12 protein-coding genes are annotated in these 16594 nt (G+C 70.0%); 5 read left to right on the forward strand and 7 right to left on the reverse strand.

Going from position 1 to position 16594, the window contains the following annotated elements; all coding sequences use genetic code 11:
- Window positions 1–27: 27 nt before the first annotated feature.
- The 7 genes from WCE39_RS13365 to WCE39_RS13400 form a co-directional block, all read right to left on the reverse strand.
- Window positions 28–1935 carry a DUF2075 domain-containing protein gene (locus WCE39_RS13365; protein ID WP_343277175.1) on the reverse strand — a complete coding sequence of 636 codons (1908 nt, stop codon included), beginning with the start codon at window positions 1933–1935 and terminating at the stop codon, window positions 28–30.
- Window positions 1936–1948: 13 nt separating this feature from the next.
- Window positions 1949–2299, reverse strand: a complete 351-nt coding sequence (locus tag WCE39_RS13370) for a nucleotide pyrophosphohydrolase (protein ID WP_343277176.1) — start codon at window positions 2297–2299, stop codon at window positions 1949–1951.
- Window positions 2300–3023: 724 nt separating this feature from the next.
- Window positions 3024–3431 (reverse strand): helix-turn-helix domain-containing protein, encoded by a 408-nt coding sequence (locus WCE39_RS14330; protein ID WP_452299598.1) that lies wholly within the window; start codon window positions 3429–3431, stop codon window positions 3024–3026.
- A gap of 75 nt (window positions 3432–3506) precedes the next feature.
- Window positions 3507–5336: an exodeoxyribonuclease V subunit alpha gene (gene recD, locus WCE39_RS13385; RefSeq protein ID WP_343277204.1), complete on the reverse strand. Its 1830-nt coding sequence runs from the start codon at window positions 5334–5336 to the stop codon at window positions 3507–3509.
- A gap of 32 nt (window positions 5337–5368) precedes the next feature.
- Window positions 5369–9232, reverse strand: a complete 3864-nt coding sequence (locus WCE39_RS13390) for an exodeoxyribonuclease V subunit beta (RefSeq protein ID WP_343277178.1) — start codon at window positions 9230–9232, stop codon at window positions 5369–5371.
- Window positions 9229–12654 carry an exodeoxyribonuclease V subunit gamma gene (gene recC / locus WCE39_RS13395; RefSeq protein WP_343277179.1) on the reverse strand — a complete coding sequence of 1142 codons (3426 nt, stop codon included), beginning with the start codon at window positions 12652–12654 and terminating at the stop codon, window positions 9229–9231. The genes WCE39_RS13390 and recC overlap by 4 nt, the downstream gene beginning before the upstream one ends.
- Window positions 12651–13103 (reverse strand): HD domain-containing protein, encoded by a 453-nt coding sequence (locus WCE39_RS13400; protein ID WP_343277180.1) that lies wholly within the window; start codon window positions 13101–13103, stop codon window positions 12651–12653. Before WCE39_RS13400 ends, recC begins: the two co-directional genes overlap by 4 nt.
- Window positions 13104–13376: 273 nt before the next feature.
- Between WCE39_RS13400 and WCE39_RS13405 the strand changes: the two genes are divergently transcribed.
- The 5 genes from WCE39_RS13405 (at window position 13377) to WCE39_RS13425 (ending at window position 16594) form a co-directional block, all read left to right on the forward strand.
- Entirely contained in the window at window positions 13377–14201 is an 825-nt protein-coding gene (locus WCE39_RS13405) for an ABC transporter ATP-binding protein (RefSeq protein WP_343277181.1), read from the forward strand.
- Window positions 14201–14950 carry an MlaE family lipid ABC transporter permease subunit gene (locus WCE39_RS13410; RefSeq protein ID WP_343277182.1) on the forward strand — a complete coding sequence of 250 codons (750 nt, stop codon included), beginning with the start codon at window positions 14201–14203 and terminating at the stop codon, window positions 14948–14950. Before WCE39_RS13405 ends, WCE39_RS13410 begins: the two co-directional genes overlap by 1 nt.
- A gap of 153 nt (window positions 14951–15103) precedes the next feature.
- Window positions 15104–15646, forward strand: coding sequence for an outer membrane lipid asymmetry maintenance protein MlaD (gene mlaD / locus WCE39_RS13415; RefSeq protein WP_343277183.1), 543 nt, complete (start codon window positions 15104–15106; stop codon window positions 15644–15646).
- Window positions 15643–16311 (forward strand): MlaC/ttg2D family ABC transporter substrate-binding protein, encoded by a 669-nt coding sequence (locus WCE39_RS13420; RefSeq protein ID WP_343277184.1) that lies wholly within the window; start codon window positions 15643–15645, stop codon window positions 16309–16311. The genes mlaD and WCE39_RS13420 overlap by 4 nt, the downstream gene beginning before the upstream one ends.
- Window positions 16295–16594, forward strand: coding sequence for an STAS domain-containing protein (locus WCE39_RS13425; protein ID WP_343277185.1), 300 nt, complete (start codon window positions 16295–16297; stop codon window positions 16592–16594). Before WCE39_RS13420 ends, WCE39_RS13425 begins: the two co-directional genes overlap by 17 nt.

Raw genomic sequence — 16594 nt, forward strand, 5'->3', positions numbered from 1 at the left:
TCTTGCTGACATCGCTTGTCACGCGGCTTAGGGATCCCCAGCCGTAGGTGCGGATCCCGATTGCTCGCCAGGCTGCACCAGCCGCCTACGCAGGTAATCCGCCATCGCCGAATCGACGCAGTAGACGAAGCAACCCTTCATCCCGCGGCTCATCAAAGTCCTGTAGGTGTTGCGAATGACGCGATTCACACGTTCCCCAGTGACCACCGGGTCCTGTTTCATCAGCTTCTTCCATCCCCGGATCGAGCGATCCATCTTGGAACGCTGAGTGGCATCAGGCACAGGGCCGCCCTCGCCCGCGACGAGGTCGGCGCCAATGATCACCCCGACGTACTCCAGCTCCAGGCCTTGGCAGGTATGGATGCAGCCGACCTGTTCGATGGAGTCAGGCGCGACGATCCACAGACTTCCATCGCTGCCAAGGTTCCATTGCTTGGCATAGCCGTACTCAGGGATGACGATGTCGTAGGCGTCCGGGTTGCGCTTGCTGACCCAGTCCCAGCAATAGCCGGCAACGACGCGCGACTTGTTGTTCTTCCTGTTGAGCTCCTCAACAGCTGCGTGCATCGCCGTGGGGGAATCGAAGACACGGAAGTCGAAGTCTTCCTGGCGAGGAGGCATCGCGGCCGTCGAGCGTATGCCGAGAACGTCGTCGAGCCACGTCAGATATCCATCGGAGCCATTGCAACGGAACTGCGAGGCGAGCTGCATGCGGGTGACTTCAGCGCCCATCGTGGTTGCCCACCTTTCCAGCTCGGCGGTCTCCCCGATGTCGCTCAACGTCACGGTCTGATCGTCGTCCACGAACAGCACCGCGCACTTCGCCGCATTGATCAGCTCCTTGACCTGGTTCTCGCCCAGATTTCCATACAGGCCCGATTTCTCGTTGAGGCGATGCGCTTCGTCCACGATCAGCACGTCGTAGGTATCGGGGGGCGTGTCGATGAAGCCGCCTGAACCCGCGAACAGGTTGTCGATCACGGACCGGCGGAATCCCCCCTTCAGGCGCTGCTGGTAGACGGTGCGTGGCGCGGCGTTCTTCGACACGTACTTGCCAAGCAGGCCGTCGCCCGTGAGCGCCACAAGCAGGTTGATGGCGACGACCGACTTGCCGGTACCTGGGCCGCCTTCCACGATGACAACTTGCTTGGCCTCGGGCGATGCCTTCCGCGCCTTCACCAACGCGGTCTCGTACACAAGCTTCTGGTCATCGATCAGCACAAACTCCCGGTTGCCCTTGAGCATGCTCGAGAGGCTGTCGGCCAGCATCTTGGAGGGCCGGATGCGTCCGTTCTCGATGCGGTACAGCAGGTCGATGTCGCCCTTGAAGATGTGCTGCCGAATGAAGGCCTGAAGCCGCTCCAGCTCAGAGCGGCCCTTCAGGAACAGTGGCGCCTTGAGCGTATAGGGCGCGTATCGCTCATCGTCGACGGCACCGCCGGGCCCATGGTTATGCAGGTAGGCACATGGGCTGAGCTGGACATCGTCCTGGTAAACCGCTTCGTTGAAGCCCTCCAGCAGTGCTGCGTAGGACCAGGCCTGATAACTGGGGTGCGTACCTTCGCGCTCTGAGCCGCCCCCGCGGTTTGCGACGACGATCCCGTCCTTGTCACTGAGCCTGGATTTTGACCATTGTTTCAGTTCGATGATCACCACCCGGGGACTGTCGTCGGCGTCACGCCCGGACAAGAGGAAATCGATCCGCTTGGAGGTCTGGGGAATGCCGAACTCGACCGCCACTCCGGCGTCCACCGGGATCCCTTCGTCGCGGAGCACGTCGGCCATATGGCGCAGCGAATGGCGCCACGCGCGCATCTCCGCATCGGGCGCGTACCGCCCGCTGCGTTGCAGGTAGGCTTGGGCGATGCGGTACTCGATGCCGAGATCATCCGTGTCCTGGACGAATTCGCTCTTGCTTGCCTGATACACGATCACGTGCGCGCTCCGCCTACAGCTCGGTGTACTTGGCGATGCTGCCGCGCGCGCGGTCCACCGGGTACTTCTCGGCATTGAGTGCCAGCTTCTGGTCGGCAGCGGCGACAAGATCGATGTCTAGCCTGTCGCTGATGCGGAGCAGGTACAGGAAAACGTCCGCTATTTCCTCGCGAACCGAACCCAGCTGCTTCGGCGTGAGCGCCGCGCTCTGAGCCTCGGAAAGCCATTGGAAGATTTCCAGCAGTTCCGCGGCCTCTACCGAAAGGGCAGCCGCGAGGTTCTTCGGCGAGTGGAACTGCTCCCAATCGCGGTCGGCGGCGAACTGGCGCTGCGCGTCCTGGAGACGTTGAATAGGGTCGGCCACGGCATACTCCACTTGTCAGCCCCGATGGTAATGCAACGTCCAGTGGCAAAGGGCCGCGCGACGAAAAGGCTCAGTTCCCAACGCCCAACATTGGAGTCCTACACCACACGGATCGCAGGTCGCGCATGGACCTCCCGGCTATTTCCGGACTCGCTATGGAAGAAGCAAGGAGCACTTTCTTCGCAGCACCTCGCGGGTCACCTCGTTCTCGATCATCGATTCTGCCAGCAGCTTCCTCAGCCGGCGCCTAGGTCTCGAGCTCCTGCTGGGCGCTTGGCGTCTAGCGCTCATTCCGCTGAATTTGCTCCGCCACAGTTAGTACGACGTCTCGCAGAAGCCGTGCCGGCGGCACACCTCCTTGACCGGCAACCCGGCAGGAAGCCAATGATCTGCTCTTCGGAAAAGCGCTTCTTCTTGTCCAATCTCGTCGCTTTGGTGAATTTGACTCCAAGTCGCGGCGCTATTCAAAACCGGGGGGACGTCGGTTCGGCGAAGGCTTCTTCGGAGTTTGTTGCCCTGCAACAGGCCAGCGACATCCACGGGCTGGGCCGGCTCCTCCAGGTTCGCCCCCGGCGGAGCCACCTGGACGCGGCCGATCATGTTGCGACCAGTGACCGACAGGAGCCCCATCGGACTGGCGCCAACGACGGGGGCCGAACTATTCCTGCAGCACCTGCAGCATGTAGCCCTCGGGCAGGCTCATCTTGAAGACGGATGCAGGACGTCATCCCAGATGTATGGCTGCCTCCGCACATGCATGGCAGGGAGGCGAAATCGACCCCCGGCCACGCCTTCCTGATACGTCATTAAACTCTTCAAGTCGCCTTGCGCTTCCAGGGTGGCGACTTCGCGGCCGATCACATAGACGGACATGCTCATGCGAGGCCCCGCGCTCCCGGCGAAGCTCGTCCAGCGACCCGGACGCACCCACTTCAGCGAACTCCAGTTCCATGCGCTGCGCGGCGAGCACGGCAAGGAGCTTGCGCGAACCGAACTCGGCCAGCCTCCCGCGTTCGAAGCGGGATAGGGATTCCTGGGAAATACCGGCGCGAGCCGCGACATCGCCCTGCTTCAGACCGAGGGCGCGTCGCCGTGCTGCTTCGGCCTCACCGAGTTCGAGGACTGTCTGCATTTGATGTATGGATCAAAATGTTCGCCGACGTCCAGTTCTTTGACGTATATGTCTAAATTGCGGTATCGATCTGAACTATCCCGAGATTCCGTGCGGCTCGTTCAGCCGCAACCCCAACCCCGACCACCGCCCCGCATGCCGCGCCAGCGCCTCCGCGATGACGCCCGCACTCCCGGCCACATGCAACACGCGCCGCGCCCGCGTCATCCCCGTGTACACCAGCTCCCGCGACAGCACACGATTGTCGCGCTGCGGCAGGACCAACCACACCTCGTCGAACTCGCTGCCCTGCGCCTTGTGCACCGTCATCGCGAACGCGCTGTCGTGCGCGGGCAACGAGGCGGGATGAAACGGCCGCGGCGTGCGCGCGTCGTCGCCGGGGAACCACGCCATCAGCGTGCCGCCGTCGTCGCGCAGGCAGATGCCGATGTCGCCGTTGAACAGGCGGTGGCGGTAGCTGTTCTCGGTGACCAGCAGCAGGCGGCCGTGGAAGTAGCGGTTGGCAGTGGTCGCGGGGCCGGCGCCGCGGCGGGTGCCGGCCAGCAGGTCCTCGATGCGGGCGTTGAGGCCGCGCGCGCCCTGTGGACCTTCGCGCACGGCGGTGAGGATGCGCAGGCGGGCGGCGCTGGCGAGGGCCTCGGCGGGATCGCGGGTGTCGGCGAGCGCGGTCCAGTGGGCAAGCAGCTGGTCGCGGTGGGACTGCAGCGGGTCGGCGTCGCCTTCGTGGAAATGCACGCCGGAAAGCCGGCCGCCGCGCAGCAGGGACAGCGCGGTTTCGCTGTCGCCTTCGCGCACGGCGGCGGCCAGCGGCGCGAGGTCGAGCGCGGCGCTCTGGCGGTAGCCGAGGGTGAGGTGGACGTGGCGGGCCGGGAAGCTCGTGCCGGTGGCCCTGGTTTCCGCGGCGCGCAGGATCCCGGCCAGCACGTCGCCCGCTTCCACCGAGGGCAACTGGTCAGGATCGCCGAGCAGGACCAGGCGCGCGCCGTCGGGCACGGCTTCGACCAGCTTGGCCATCAGCGGCAGGTCGATCATCGAGGCTTCGTCCACCACCACCACGTCGAAGGGCAGCGGGTTGTCGGCGTGGTGCCGGAAACGCGGCGAGTCCGGGATGGTGCCGAGCAGGCGGTGCAGGGTGGTGCCGGTGGTGGGCAGCTGCGCGCACAGCGCCGCGTCGACGCCCAGCGCGGGCAGCGCCTGCACGGCGTTGCGCACGCTCTCGGCCATCCGTTCGGCGGCGCGGCCGGTGGGCGCGGCCAGGGCGATGCGCGGGGGCGCCGCGCCGGCTTCGAGCGCCTGCGCGGCCAGCAGCACCAGCATGCGGGTGATGGTGGTGGTCTTGCCGGTGCCGGGGCCGCCGGTGACCAGCAGCAGGCGGTGATGGAGCGCGGCGGCCGCGGCGCGGGACTGGGGGTCGTCGGTGGTGGCGGCTTCGGGGAACAGCTGGGCGAAGAGGGGCGCGATGTGTGCGGGGACGTGCGCGTCGTCGCCATCGCTTGCGGCCGCCCCTGTGTGCGGCACGGCGCGGCCGATGCGGCGCAGGCCGTCGGCCAGGCGGCGCTCGTATTCGCGGTAGCGGCGCAGGTAGAGGAGGCCGTGTTCGTACACGAGCGGGGCGTCGGCGGCGGATTCGGCATCGCCGCTGTCCGGGCGGGCGACCCAGCGCGAGGCTTCGAGCGCTTCGCGCCAAACATCAGGCGTGGGCCAGTCGATCGCGGCATCCACCAGGCGCCGTGGCTCGGCGGGATCGAAGCCCGCGTGGCCGGATGCAACCGCGAGCGAGGCCAGCGTAGCCGCGGCCAACACGCTGTCCGGCGTGTCGGGATCCAGCCGGCGCAGGCTCTGCGCCAATGCGTAGTCGAGCGTGCGCAGCGCGCCGGCCCTGACGAGGTCCTGCAGCAGGCCGATGCGGCGTGCGCCTTGCTCCTGCGGCAACGTGGTCATGCCTCCACCTCCACGTCCTTGCCAGCAAACAGCGTGTCGAGTTCATCGACCAGTTCCGGATCGAAGCGCCACGCCTGCAAACCCTGCGCGTCGGTGCGTGCGGCATCCAGCCCGCGGCAAAACGCGTAGCGCACGCCGCCGAAGTCGCGGTCGTAGTCGTAAGCGCCGCCGGTAGCGGCATCGCCCAGGCGGAAACGCAGCCAGCGATGCAGCGCCAGCGTGTAGATCAACGCCTGCAGGTCGTACTCGCTGTGCGCCATCGCGGCCTCCAGCTGCGCGGGGCCGTAACCGGGCAGGCGGTTGGACTTGTAGTCGAGCACGTACCAGCGGCCGTCGTGCACATAGGTGAGGTCGATCAGGCCGGTCATCAGGCCTTCCAGCCGGCGTCGCGCGCCGAAGCCCTGGCGCGCGGTGAGCAGGCCGTGGCGGTGCAGCAGCGCGAGCAGCGCGTCGACGCGGGTGGGCGCGAGCGCGAACTGGAATTCGATCTCCGGGCGGCGGGCGTCCGCGGGCACGTCGGCCAGGCGCACGCTTTCGGGCAGGGCCACGGTCAGCGTGTGGCCGATGAGCGGGGTGAGCACGCGGATGCCATCGTCGATGTCTTCGGCCGGATAGCCGCCGGCGCGCAGCCGCTTGGCAATCAGGTCGACCGCGTCGGCATCGGGTGCCGGCGCGCCGGGCGTCCAAGCGGCCCAGCGCGCGAAGTCGGTGTTCTCAAGCACGTCGTGCAGCACCACGCCGAAGCGGGTGCCGGCGAAGCGCGGGTCGAAGCCATCGGCTGCTGCGCCGGCACTCGCCGGATGCAGCGCGTCGGGCGGGCTGATGCCAGCGCCCTCGGCGACGTGGTCATCCGCGCCTTCGCCCGCGACGGCGACGTCGTCATGCGCGCCCTCGCCCGCGGCGGCGACGTCGCGCCTGCCCTCACCCGCGTCAACGCTCGCGCCCGCCGACATGGCCACATCCATGCCGGCATCGACCTCGCCCGCAGGCTCGTCCTGCCCACCGGCAGCCGGCTGCGTCGCGCTGGCCGCGGTGTCCTCCTGCCCTTCGGCATTCGCGAGCTGGGTGAAGCTGTAGACCCACCAGTCGCTGGCCAGCGAACGCGCGGCGATGCGCGCCGGCGGCACGGCTTCCGTCGAGGCCGGCGGCAACCACGGCAGCGAAGCCGGCGGCTCGTCGCTATCGACCGCAACGACCTCCGCACCCAACGCAGCCACCAGCGCCTCCGGCTTCGCCACCATGTGCCGCAGCGGCGACTTGTCGTAATTGCAGAGCATCCCGCTCGCCAGCCACAGCGCATGGCGCGCGCGGGTCAGGCCGACGTAGAGCAGGCGCGCATCCTCGGCGCGCTGCGCCAGGCACCAGGCCTCCTTGGCCGCCTCCCAGCCGGACAGCGAGGCCAGCAGCTTCCAGTGCAGCACGCGGCCCTCGTCGGTGTTGACCACGGCACGCTGGCCGGGATTGCGCGCATGCGCGCCGATCGCGGCGAAGGGCAGGAACACCAGCGGGTATTCCAGGCCCTTGCTCTTGTGCAGGGTCACCACCTGCACGCGGCGGGCGTCGGACTCCAGGCGCAGCAGCTGGCTCTCGTCGTTGGCATTGGCATCGGCGATGGCATTGGCCAGCCAGTCGACCAGGCCATGCAGGCCCAGCGCGCGCGACTGCGCGTCCTGCAGCAGTTCGGCCAGCTGCAGGTAGTTGGTCAGGCGGCGCTCGCCGTCGAGCAGGCCGAGCAGGCGGCCGGCGTGTTCGGCACACAGGGCGTTGACCAGGGCCAGCGGGCCGCCGCGCTGCAGGCGCTCGCGCCAGGCCAGGGCTTCGAACTGCCAGTGGCGCAGGGCTTCGCCGTCGTCGTCCATCGTGGCAATCGCGGCGGCGTCCAGGCCCACCAGCACGGTCGACAGCGCCATGCGCAGGCGGCCGTCGTCGGCGCCATGCAGCAGGGCGAGCAGCAGCGCGTGCAGGTCGCGCGCCTCGTGCGTGGCGAACAGGCTCTGCTTGCCGGCGGCCACCGCGGGGATGCCGGCCATCGCCAGGGCGTGGCGGATGCGCGTGGCCTCGTTGTGGCTGCGCACCAGCACGGCGATGTCGCCGGGCTGCACGGGGCGGCCTTCGATGCTGGCCTGGCCCGCGCGCACATCGCAGAGCACGCGATGGATCGCGGCGACGCAGGCGGCGGTGGCGAGTTCGCGCGAGCGGCCGGCCTTGTACGGCTTCAGCTTGCCCTTGCTGTCGACCTCGTCCGGCAGTGGTGCGCGCCAGACGGTGAGTGCCGGTGCGGGCGCGCCGTGACGCAGGAAATCGTCGTCGCGGCGCACGCCGCCGGGCAGCACCTCGCGAAAGCCGATGCGCGGGTCGATGAAGGGGGGCGGGATCTTCTTCGCGGGATCCGCCGCGGCATCCTCGTCCGCCGCCGCCTGCGCCTGCGCATACAGCGCCGACACCGCGCGCAGCACGGAGGGCCGCGAGCGGAAGTTGCTCGACAGCGGCGGCGCCTCGTCGGCGGTGTCGCGCGCGGCGAGGTAGGTCTCGACGTCGCCGCCGCGGAAGCCGTAGATCGCCTGCTTGGGATCGCCGATCACGAACAGCGCCGGCGGCTGGCCGTGCAGCGTGGCACTGGCGGCGCCGAATACATGGTCAAAAATTCGCCACTGGCGGGCATCGGTGTCCTGGAACTCGTCGACCAGGGCGACGGCGTACTGGGCGCGCAGACGCTCGACCAGGTCCGCGGCCTGCGGGCCATCGATGGCATCGGCGACGCGGTCGATCAGGTCGTCGTAGGTCTGCACGCGCTGCTGGCGCTTGGCGCGGGCCACGCGCTGGCGGGCGTCATCGCGCAGGCGGTGCAGCAGCTCGACGCGGCGGGCGTCCTGCCACTCGGCCATGGCGGCGAGGGCGTCGAGATAGGGGGGAACGGTGTCGCAGAGCGGCGAATCCGGCGTCTTGCCGGTGTGCTTCACGCCCGTGCGCAGCTGAAGGGTCTCGCGCGTGAGCTGCGGCAGCTTGGCGTGCTGGAACGGCGCGCCGCGCGCACCGGCATGGCACCACTGGTGCAGGGCATCGAAGAGTTCGGCGATCCAGGCGGGTTTGTAGCTGTTGCCGTTGAGGATCTTCTTTTCCACCGCGGACACCAGCGATGCGCGGAAGTCATCGCCATGCGCGCGGAAGGCCTCGGCCAGCGCCTCGCCGGTGGCGTGCAGGCGCGGCGCGGGATCGGCCGGGAGTTCGGACAGCATCGGGCGCAGCGTGCGCTCGCGCACCAGGTCGGGCAGGTCGCCGGCCAGCGCCGCCGGACCCTGCGGCCACAGTGCCAGCAGGTCATCGGCCGCCTCGCCGTCGCTGCCATGCGTGCGCCACAGGTCGGCGGCGATGGCCTCGTACAGCGGCGCGTCGCTGGTCAGCAGCTCGGGCGCATCGAAGGCCTGCCCGGCCTCCAGCGCGTGCTCGCGCAGCACGCGGGCGCAGAAGCCGTGGATGGTGAAGATCGCGGCGAGGTCGATGTCGTTGGCCGCGGCGAGCAGGCGGCGACGCAGGGCGTCGGCCGTTTCGGTGCCGCGGGCGAGATGCGCATCGAGCACGGCGCGGGTGAGCGCGGCTTCGGGCGCGGCGTCAGTCGCGGGCGGCGTGCCGACCAGCTCGCCCGCCAGCAGCAAGCGCGCACGGATGCGGCTGCGCAGCTCCTGGGTGGCGGCTTCGGTGAAGGTCACGGCCAGCACCTGGCCCACGCGCAGGCCGCCTTCGACCACCAAGCGCACCACGAGCGTGGCGAGGGTGAAAGTCTTGCCGGTACCCGCCGAGGCTTCGATGGCATGGACGCCGTCGAGCGCGAGGTCGAGGTAGGGGTCGGTTTCCGCGCTCATTCCGCCTCCTCCAGGTCCAGCGCATCCGCGATCGCACGCAGCGCCGCCGGGTCGGTGCCCGCGTACAGCTCACCGCGCACCACCGCGAGATAGATGCCCATCGCCAGATCGATAAAGGCCACCTGGGTCGCGTCGTCGCTGAAGGGGTCGCGCCCGCGCAAGGCGAGCCGCAGCGCTTCACCACTGCTTTCCGCCCAGCTGAAATCACTGCCGTGCCATTTCTTGGCCGCAGCCTCGAGGCCCTTGCGCATGTCGCCGGCCTTGAACAGCTCCCAGCCGCTGTAGGGCGCGAACGGCAGCGGCTGGCGCAGGCCGGTATCGCGCAGGGCGATGAGCATGCGCAGCAGCTTGCGCGCCTGCGCGGGATCGAGCGCCTCGCGCAGGTGCGGGCCGACGCCGCGATCCTTGTCGTCATGGAATTCGACCAGCGGCGTGTCGAGGCCGGCAGCGCTCGCCAGCAGCCAGTCCAGGCCGTTGCGGATCGCCGACTGGCCGGTGGGCGGATCGAAGCGCACGCGCGCCAAGCCGTGCGCATAGGCATCGGCCAACCGACCCTGCAGCGTGACGTCGCTCAGCGACACTTCGAGGCGCGGCGCTTCGGCCTCGGCATCGCCGCGCCAGGCAGCGAAGGCCTGCGCGTAGGGGTCGAGCTGGGCGCGCACCTGCTCCAGCGCGCGGCGCCCCAGCGGGCCCGACGGCAGCAGGCCGCGGGCGCGCAGCAGCGCGTGCGTGGCCGCATCCTCGCCACCGCGCAGCACGGCTTCGAACACCGCCTTCTGCAGCGCCACGCGCTCCAGGCCGCGGCTGGGCGCGAGCAGCGGCTCCACGTCTTCGTCGATCTCCTCGACCTCGGCCAGGCGCAGCCCGAGCCGCTCACGCAGGAAGACATCGGCCGGTGCCTGCAGGAAGCGGCGCAAGGCGTCGAGGGACAGCGTGGCGGGTTCTTGATGTGCGCCACCACCGTCGCCCTCCTCCAGCAGCGGCAACGCCTCGCCAACGAACCACGCCGGCAGCGCCTGCCGCCGCGCGAACGGCTGCGCCGCCGCCGGCCACCACTGCGCGCTGTACGAGAACCGCCGCGGCTCGCCCTCGCCACCAAACGCCGCTGGTGCGAACGGCTGCAGCGGATGCCTCACCACCAACGCGTCCCCGGCCTTCGCCTCCGGCACGTGCTGCGCATCAACCGCCGCCAGCAGGTCCGCCACCAGCACCGACGGCTCGCGCACGCTGCCGTCGCGCGGGTCGGCGCCCTGGTAGCTGACGTAGAACACGTCCTGGGCGGCGGCGAACAGCTGCAGGAACAGGAAGCGGTCGTCGTCGCGCGTGGAGCGGTCGCCGGGCAGGCGTCGGCCGCCGGCGAGATCCGCGGTGAGGCGGTCCAGGCCACCGGCGGGATCGCGGCGCGGGAACTCGCCGTCGTCCATGCCCAAGAGGCAGATCGCGCGGAACGGCAGCAGGCGCATCGGCACCATGCGCGCGATGCTGACGCCGCCGGTGAGCAGCGGCGCGCGGGTGTCGGCCTCCGACAGCGCGGCGGTGAAGTGCGCGCGCACGATTCCGGCCGGCACCGGCAGCTCCACGCCGGCGCGGCGCGCATCGGCGGCGAAATCGTCGATCAGCGTGCGCAATCGGTCGAGCGCGCGGCGCGTAGCCGGTGACGACGGCGGCTGCGGCAGCAGCGCATCGAGCAGGCCGAGCAGGCGCTCGCGCCAGCCGTCGGGCGTCAGCGCTTCATCGAGCACGCGGGCGTGGCGCGCGAGCACGCGCAGCAGCCGCACCAGGGTGTCGAGGGCGTCGAGCGCGCTGCCTTCCAGCTCCGGCATCGGTGCGACGACCTGGCCGCTGGCGGTGGTGATGGGCGCATCGCTGCCGGTGGCATGGCCGAGCAGCAGGCGGTCGAGCGCGAAGGCCCAGGTGTAGGCGTCGTCGGCGGGTGCATCCAGGCGCGCGCGGTGCGCGGCGTCCAGGCCCCAGCGCGCGCCGGCGGCGTGCAGCCAGGCGTGCAGGCGGTCGAAGGCGGCGGCGTCGAGCTGCGCGGCCTCGGCCAGCGGCGGGCTGGCCAGCAGGTCCAGCGTTTCCACCAGGCCGAAGCGCGCCACGGGCAAGGCCAGCAGGCGCAGGAACACGTCGGCCAGAGGCTCGCCGGCCAGCGGGCTGGCGTCGGCGACGGCATAGGGAATCGCCTGGTTGAAGCCGGCCTCGTTGCGGCCGCGGCCGCGGCCGCCGAAGACGGCGTCAAGGTAGGGCAGGTAGGGATCGATGTCCGGCGCCAGCACCGCCACGTCGCGCGGCTGCAGCGGCGGATCGAAGCGCGGGTCTTCGAACAGCGCGCGCAGCTGGTCGTGCAGCACCTGCAGCTCGCGCAGGCGGGTGTGGCAGGCGTGCACCTGCAGGCTGGGGTCGTCGCGGCGCAGCGCCGACAGCCGGACACGGGCGTCCTCGGCGGTTGGCGCCAGCGGTGGCGACGGCCGGCGATGGAACAGGTCCGACTGCAGCCGCCGCAGCAGACTGCCCTTCAGCGCGCCGCCGCCCTCGCCCGGATCGGCATCGCCGCGGAACTCGACGTCCGGGTGCACCACTTCGTAAGTGCCCAGCACCGCCATGAAGTCGCGCCCGGCCGCTCCCCAGGCGCGCAGCAGCGGGTTCTCGCCGGCGGCCGCGTCGGGATCACCGCCGCGCACGCGCTGCAGGTCGCCCCAGTAGTCGCGGCTGGGCGAGGGCACGTAGAGATGCAGCGTGCCGACGCGCGCGACGGTCGCGATCACGCGCAGCACGTCCGGCGACACGTTGAGGATGGCGAAGGCGAACAGCCGCTTCGGCAGGCCGGCGGGCAGCGGCGCGCCGGGTGCCGCGAAGCCGCGCAGATACGCATCGATGCGCCGCGCGCGGTGGTCCGTGCCGCCGGCCACGCGCCGCCACAGCGCCGCCTGCGGATCGCCTGGCGCCTCGCCGGCCTCCCAGGCCAGCAGCCACTCGCGGCGCCAGGCCTTGTACTTCTCGAAGGCCTGCGCCAGCTCGCCGGCCAGCGACCAGGCCTTCAGCGGGTCCGGCGCCGATTCCAGGTAGGCACGCATGGGCTGCAGCGCGCGATCGCGCAGCACCGCCGGGTCCGACAGCGCCGCGTGGATGCGCCAGCGCAGCTCGGCCGCGTCCAGGTCTTCGCCGCGCGCCGGCACGTTGGCATCCAGCGCGCGCTGCACGAATTCACCCGGGGTCAGGAACTCGAGGTTGGCGGCTACGCCGTGCGCTTCGGCCAGCGTGGCCTGCAGCCAGCGGCGCATGGCGGGCTGGGGAATCAGGACGACGTCGGGTTCGAGCAGGCCCTGTCCCGGCGCCGGCACGCGCAGCTCGGCCGACAGCAGTCCCGCCAGCACATCCAGCGCGTTCGAGTGGTACAGGCGGAAATCGGACCGTCCACTCATCGCAGCGACCACCGCCACGCGCGCTCGATCCGCTCCGCATCCCTGGCCAGCGGCGTGCACAGGCGGCGCGGATCCGGACGGATGCCCACGCGCCCGAGATCGAGCCGGTCGGCGTCCCAGCACGCCTGCACCACGGGATGCGCATCGACGTGGCCATCGCTGTGGCCTCGGCAGGCCTGCTTGAGCAGTTGCAGTGCGTCGGCCTCCAGGTCGATCACGCCCTTGCGCCACAGCCAGTCGGCGTACTCCGCCGCGCGTGGTCCATGTTCGGGGTCGTGATCGTCATTGCGTCTCTGCGAGTCGTGCACCAGGCCGAACAGCGCCGGCACGCGCTCGTCCAGGCCGAGTCCGCGGGCCAGCGAGACACCATGGAAGCGCACGCGCGCCCAGTGCGCCGCACCGTGGATGCCATGCCAGTCGAGGCGGAACTCCTTCCGCAGATGCGCCACCAGTCCCAGCCCGCCCATTCCTGCCCCCCTGTACCAGCGGCCATGATGCCGCAGGCCGGTCGCAGGCAGTGATACCGAGCGAAAGGACCCCTGTGGGAGCGGCTACAGCCGCGATCGCGCGCCATCGCGGCTGTAGCCGCTCCCACAAGAGCAGCAGTCCCGGCATCGCTGATCCCGATCGGCGATAATCCCCGACCCGCACCGCTTCGCCGCCATTCAGCCGCTTCCGGCCAAGCTCTCGCGTTTGCCCGCCCGCAACTCCGGCAGCCCCCGATGCCCCACGCAGCGCCCGACACGACCGCCCCCGCCGTCCGCCTTTCCGGCGTGCGCCTGGATCGCAGTGCGCGCACGATTTTGTCGGGCATCGACCTGGTGGTTCCGCGCGGCAGCATCACCGCGATCCTCGGCCCCTCGGGCAGCGGCAAGTCGACCCTGCTCGCAGCGCTGACCGGCGAACTTCCGCCCGCCGCGGGCACGGTGGAAGTCTTCGGCCAGCCCGTCCCGCGCCGCCACCGCGAGCTGCTCGAACTGCGCAAGGGCATCGGCGTGCTGCTCCAGGGCAACGGCCTGCTGACCGACCTCACCGCCGGCGAAAACGTCGCGCTGCCGCTGCGCGCGCACACGAAGCTGCCGCCGCCCGTGATCGAACAGCTGGTGCTGATGAAGCTGCACGCCGTCGGCTTGCGCACCGCCGCCGACCTCTATCCGCGCGAGCTCTCCGGCGGCATGGCGCGCCGCGTCGCGCTGGCGCGCGCCATCGCGCTCGACCCGCCGCTGATGCTCTATGACGAGCCGCTCACCGGCCTCGACCCGATCGCCTCGGGCGTGATCATGTCCTTGATCGCGCGCCTCAACGCCACCCTGGGCCTGACCAGCATCATCGTCAGCCACCACGTGCGCGAGACGCTGCCGATCGCCGACCAGGTGCTGGTGACCGCCAACCGCGGCATCGTCTTCGCCGGCACGCCGGCCGAGCTCGAGGCCAGCGAGGATCCGCTGCTGCGCCAGTTCCTGCGCGGCGAGCCCGACGGCCCGATCGCGTTCGATCCGGCATCGGCGGCGTCCGTCGCGCCACGCCCCGATACGGAGGCCCGTTGATGCCCTTCACCTCCAGCATCCGCTCGCTCGGCCGCGCCGGCCTGTTCTCGCTGTCGGTCTTCGCCGCTTCGAAGCCCACGCGCGACTTCTTCACCGAGCTCGTGCGCGAGATCTACAAGATCGGCGCGCGCTCGCTGCCGATCATCGCCGTGGGCGGCGCCTTCGTCGGCCTGTCGCTCACCCTGCTCGGCTACCGCGCGCTGGAAACCTACGGCGCCTCCAACCAGGTCAGCGTGCTGATCGGCCTGGGCCTTTACCGCGAACTCGCACCGGTGCTGACCGCGCTGCTGTTCATCGGCCGCGCGGGCTCGTCGATCGCCGCCGAACTCGCCCTGATGCGCGCCACCGACCAGATCCAGGCCCTGGGCCTGATGGCCATCGACCCCATCGCCAAGGCCGTGGCCCCGCGCTTCTGGGCAGCGGTGCTGTGCGTGCCGCTGCTCACCGCGTTCTTCGTCAGCCTGGCCCTGACCGCGAGCTGGTTCGAGGCCGTGCAGATCCTCGGCGTCGACAACGGCACCTTCTGGCAGACCATGCGCGACGTGGTCGATTTCCGCGACGATTTCCTGGTCGCGTTCATCAAATCGGCCGTCTTCGGCGGCACCGCGGCCCTGGTCGCGGCCTACGTCGGCTTCCACGCCGAACCGACCATCGAAGGCACCTCGGTCGCCACCACCCGCGCTGTCGTCAACGCCTCATTGCTGGTCCTGATGTTCAACTTCGTCCTGTCCGCGTTGCTGTTCCAGTGAAGAGCTTGAAGAGCTTTTTTGCCACGGATTTGCGCGGATCCGCACGGATTTACGCGGATAGAGCAAAAGCGCATATCCATTGAAAAGCTTGATCCGTGTAAATCCGAATTCATCCGCGTAAATCCGTGGCAAAGCTGTTTTCCGAGGTATCCAATGAATACATCCCGTGGCCCAAGACTCGAATTCGCCGTCGGCGCCTTCCTGCTGCTGGCGCTGGCTTCCGTGCTGGTGCTGGCAGTCGCATCGACCAACGGCAAGTTCGGCTTCGCGCGCGACAGCTACGAGCTGACCGCGCGCTTCACCAACCTCGGCCAGCTGCGCCCCAACGCGCCGGTCAAGGTCGGCGGGGTGACGATCGGCAGCGTTTCAGCGATCGACCTTGATCCGGTGAAGTTCGACACCATCGTGACCCTGGCGATCGACAACCGCTTCAACGAGATCCCGATCGACACCTCGGCGCAGATCCTCACGGGCGGCCTGCTTGGCGAAAGCTACGTTGGCCTGCAGCCCGGCGGCGACATGGAAGTATTCGCGCCCGGCGAGGAACTTGTGTACACCCAGCCCGCCGTCGACCTGATGCAGATGGTCGGCAAGTACATGTTCAGCGGCGGTGGCAATGATGGCGCTGCCGGTGGCGACACCGGCGCGGCGCCTGCCGCCGACGACACCCCGTCCCCCACGGAGACCACCCCATGACCGTCCGTCCCCTGCTTCCCCTTGTGCTGGCCTCGGCCATCCTTGCCGCGGCGCCGTTTTCCGCCGTGGCCCAGGCGCCGGCCGCGAAGCCCGCAGCCGCCACCACCCAGGGCGAATCGCCCAGCAAGCTGGTGCTCGAGAACAGCCAGCGCGTGCTCTCCACGCTGGAGTCGCGCCGCGCCGAATTCACCGCCGACCGCGGCAAGCTGCAGGCCTTCATCACCAGCGAATTCGACCAGATGTTCGATCGCGACTACTCCGCGCGCCAGGTGCTGGGCCGCCACGGCCGCGGCGCCGCCGATGCCGACGTGAAGGTGTTCGCCGATGCGCTGGCCGAAAGCCTGATGCGCCGCTACGGCAGCTCGCTGCTCGATTTCAACACCCAGCTGCGCGTACGCGTGAAGTCGGAAACCCCGTTGCCGCGGGGCCTGGGCGTGAAGGTGTCGAGCGAGATGCTGCGCCAGGGCGGCGAGCCGATTCCGGTCGACTACCTGATGCGGCGGACCGCCAACGGCTGGCGCGTGTTCGACGTCATGGTCGAGGGCGTGTCCTTCGTGCAGACCTTCCGCCAGCAGTTCGACACGCCGCTGTCGCGCAAGTCGATCCGCGCGGTCGCGGCCGACCTGAGCGCCGGCCGGGTGCAGGCCGATGCCGGCACCAACTGAGTCCTGCGTGCGGCGCGATGGTGACGGCCTGCGCGTCAGCGGCGCCGTCGTGCGCGAAGCCGTGCCCGCGCTGTGGCGCGCCGCGGCCGCACAGGCGGCGGGCGCGCGCCGCCTGGACATCAGCGCGGTGACCCGGCTCGACAGCGCCGGCCTGGCCCTGTTGTCCGCACTGGCCCGGGCCAGCGGGCACGGCGGCGCCATCGACGTGACCGGCACGCCACCCGGCCTGGCCGACCTGCGCGCAGCTTATCGGCTGGACGCGTCGCTCGGCTTCGCCTCCTGA

The organism is Luteimonas yanweni (assembly GCF_039548475.1).
In the GTDB taxonomy this organism is placed as follows: domain Bacteria; phylum Pseudomonadota; class Gammaproteobacteria; order Xanthomonadales; family Xanthomonadaceae; genus Luteimonas.

Excerpts from the sequence above, each read along its gene's own strand:
- WCE39_RS14330 (WP_452299598.1), bottom strand. The coding sequence starts at position 3,431 with ATGCAGACAGTCCTCGAACTCGGTGAGGCCGAAGCAGCACGGCGACGC.
- WCE39_RS13390 (WP_343277178.1), bottom strand. The coding sequence starts at position 9,232 with ATGAGCGCGGAAACCGACCCCTACCTCGACCTCGCGCTCGACGGCGTC.
- recC (WP_343277179.1), bottom strand. The coding sequence starts at position 12,654 with ATGAGTGGACGGTCCGATTTCCGCCTGTACCACTCGAACGCGCTGGAT.
- WCE39_RS13405 (WP_343277181.1), top strand. The coding sequence starts at position 13,377 with ATGCCCCACGCAGCGCCCGACACGACCGCCCCCGCCGTCCGCCTTTCC.
- WCE39_RS13410 (WP_343277182.1), top strand. The coding sequence starts at position 14,201 with ATGCCCTTCACCTCCAGCATCCGCTCGCTCGGCCGCGCCGGCCTGTTC.
- mlaD (WP_343277183.1), top strand. The coding sequence starts at position 15,104 with ATGAATACATCCCGTGGCCCAAGACTCGAATTCGCCGTCGGCGCCTTC.
- WCE39_RS13420 (WP_343277184.1), top strand. The coding sequence starts at position 15,643 with ATGACCGTCCGTCCCCTGCTTCCCCTTGTGCTGGCCTCGGCCATCCTT.
- WCE39_RS13425 (WP_343277185.1), top strand. The coding sequence starts at position 16,295 with ATGCCGGCACCAACTGAGTCCTGCGTGCGGCGCGATGGTGACGGCCTG.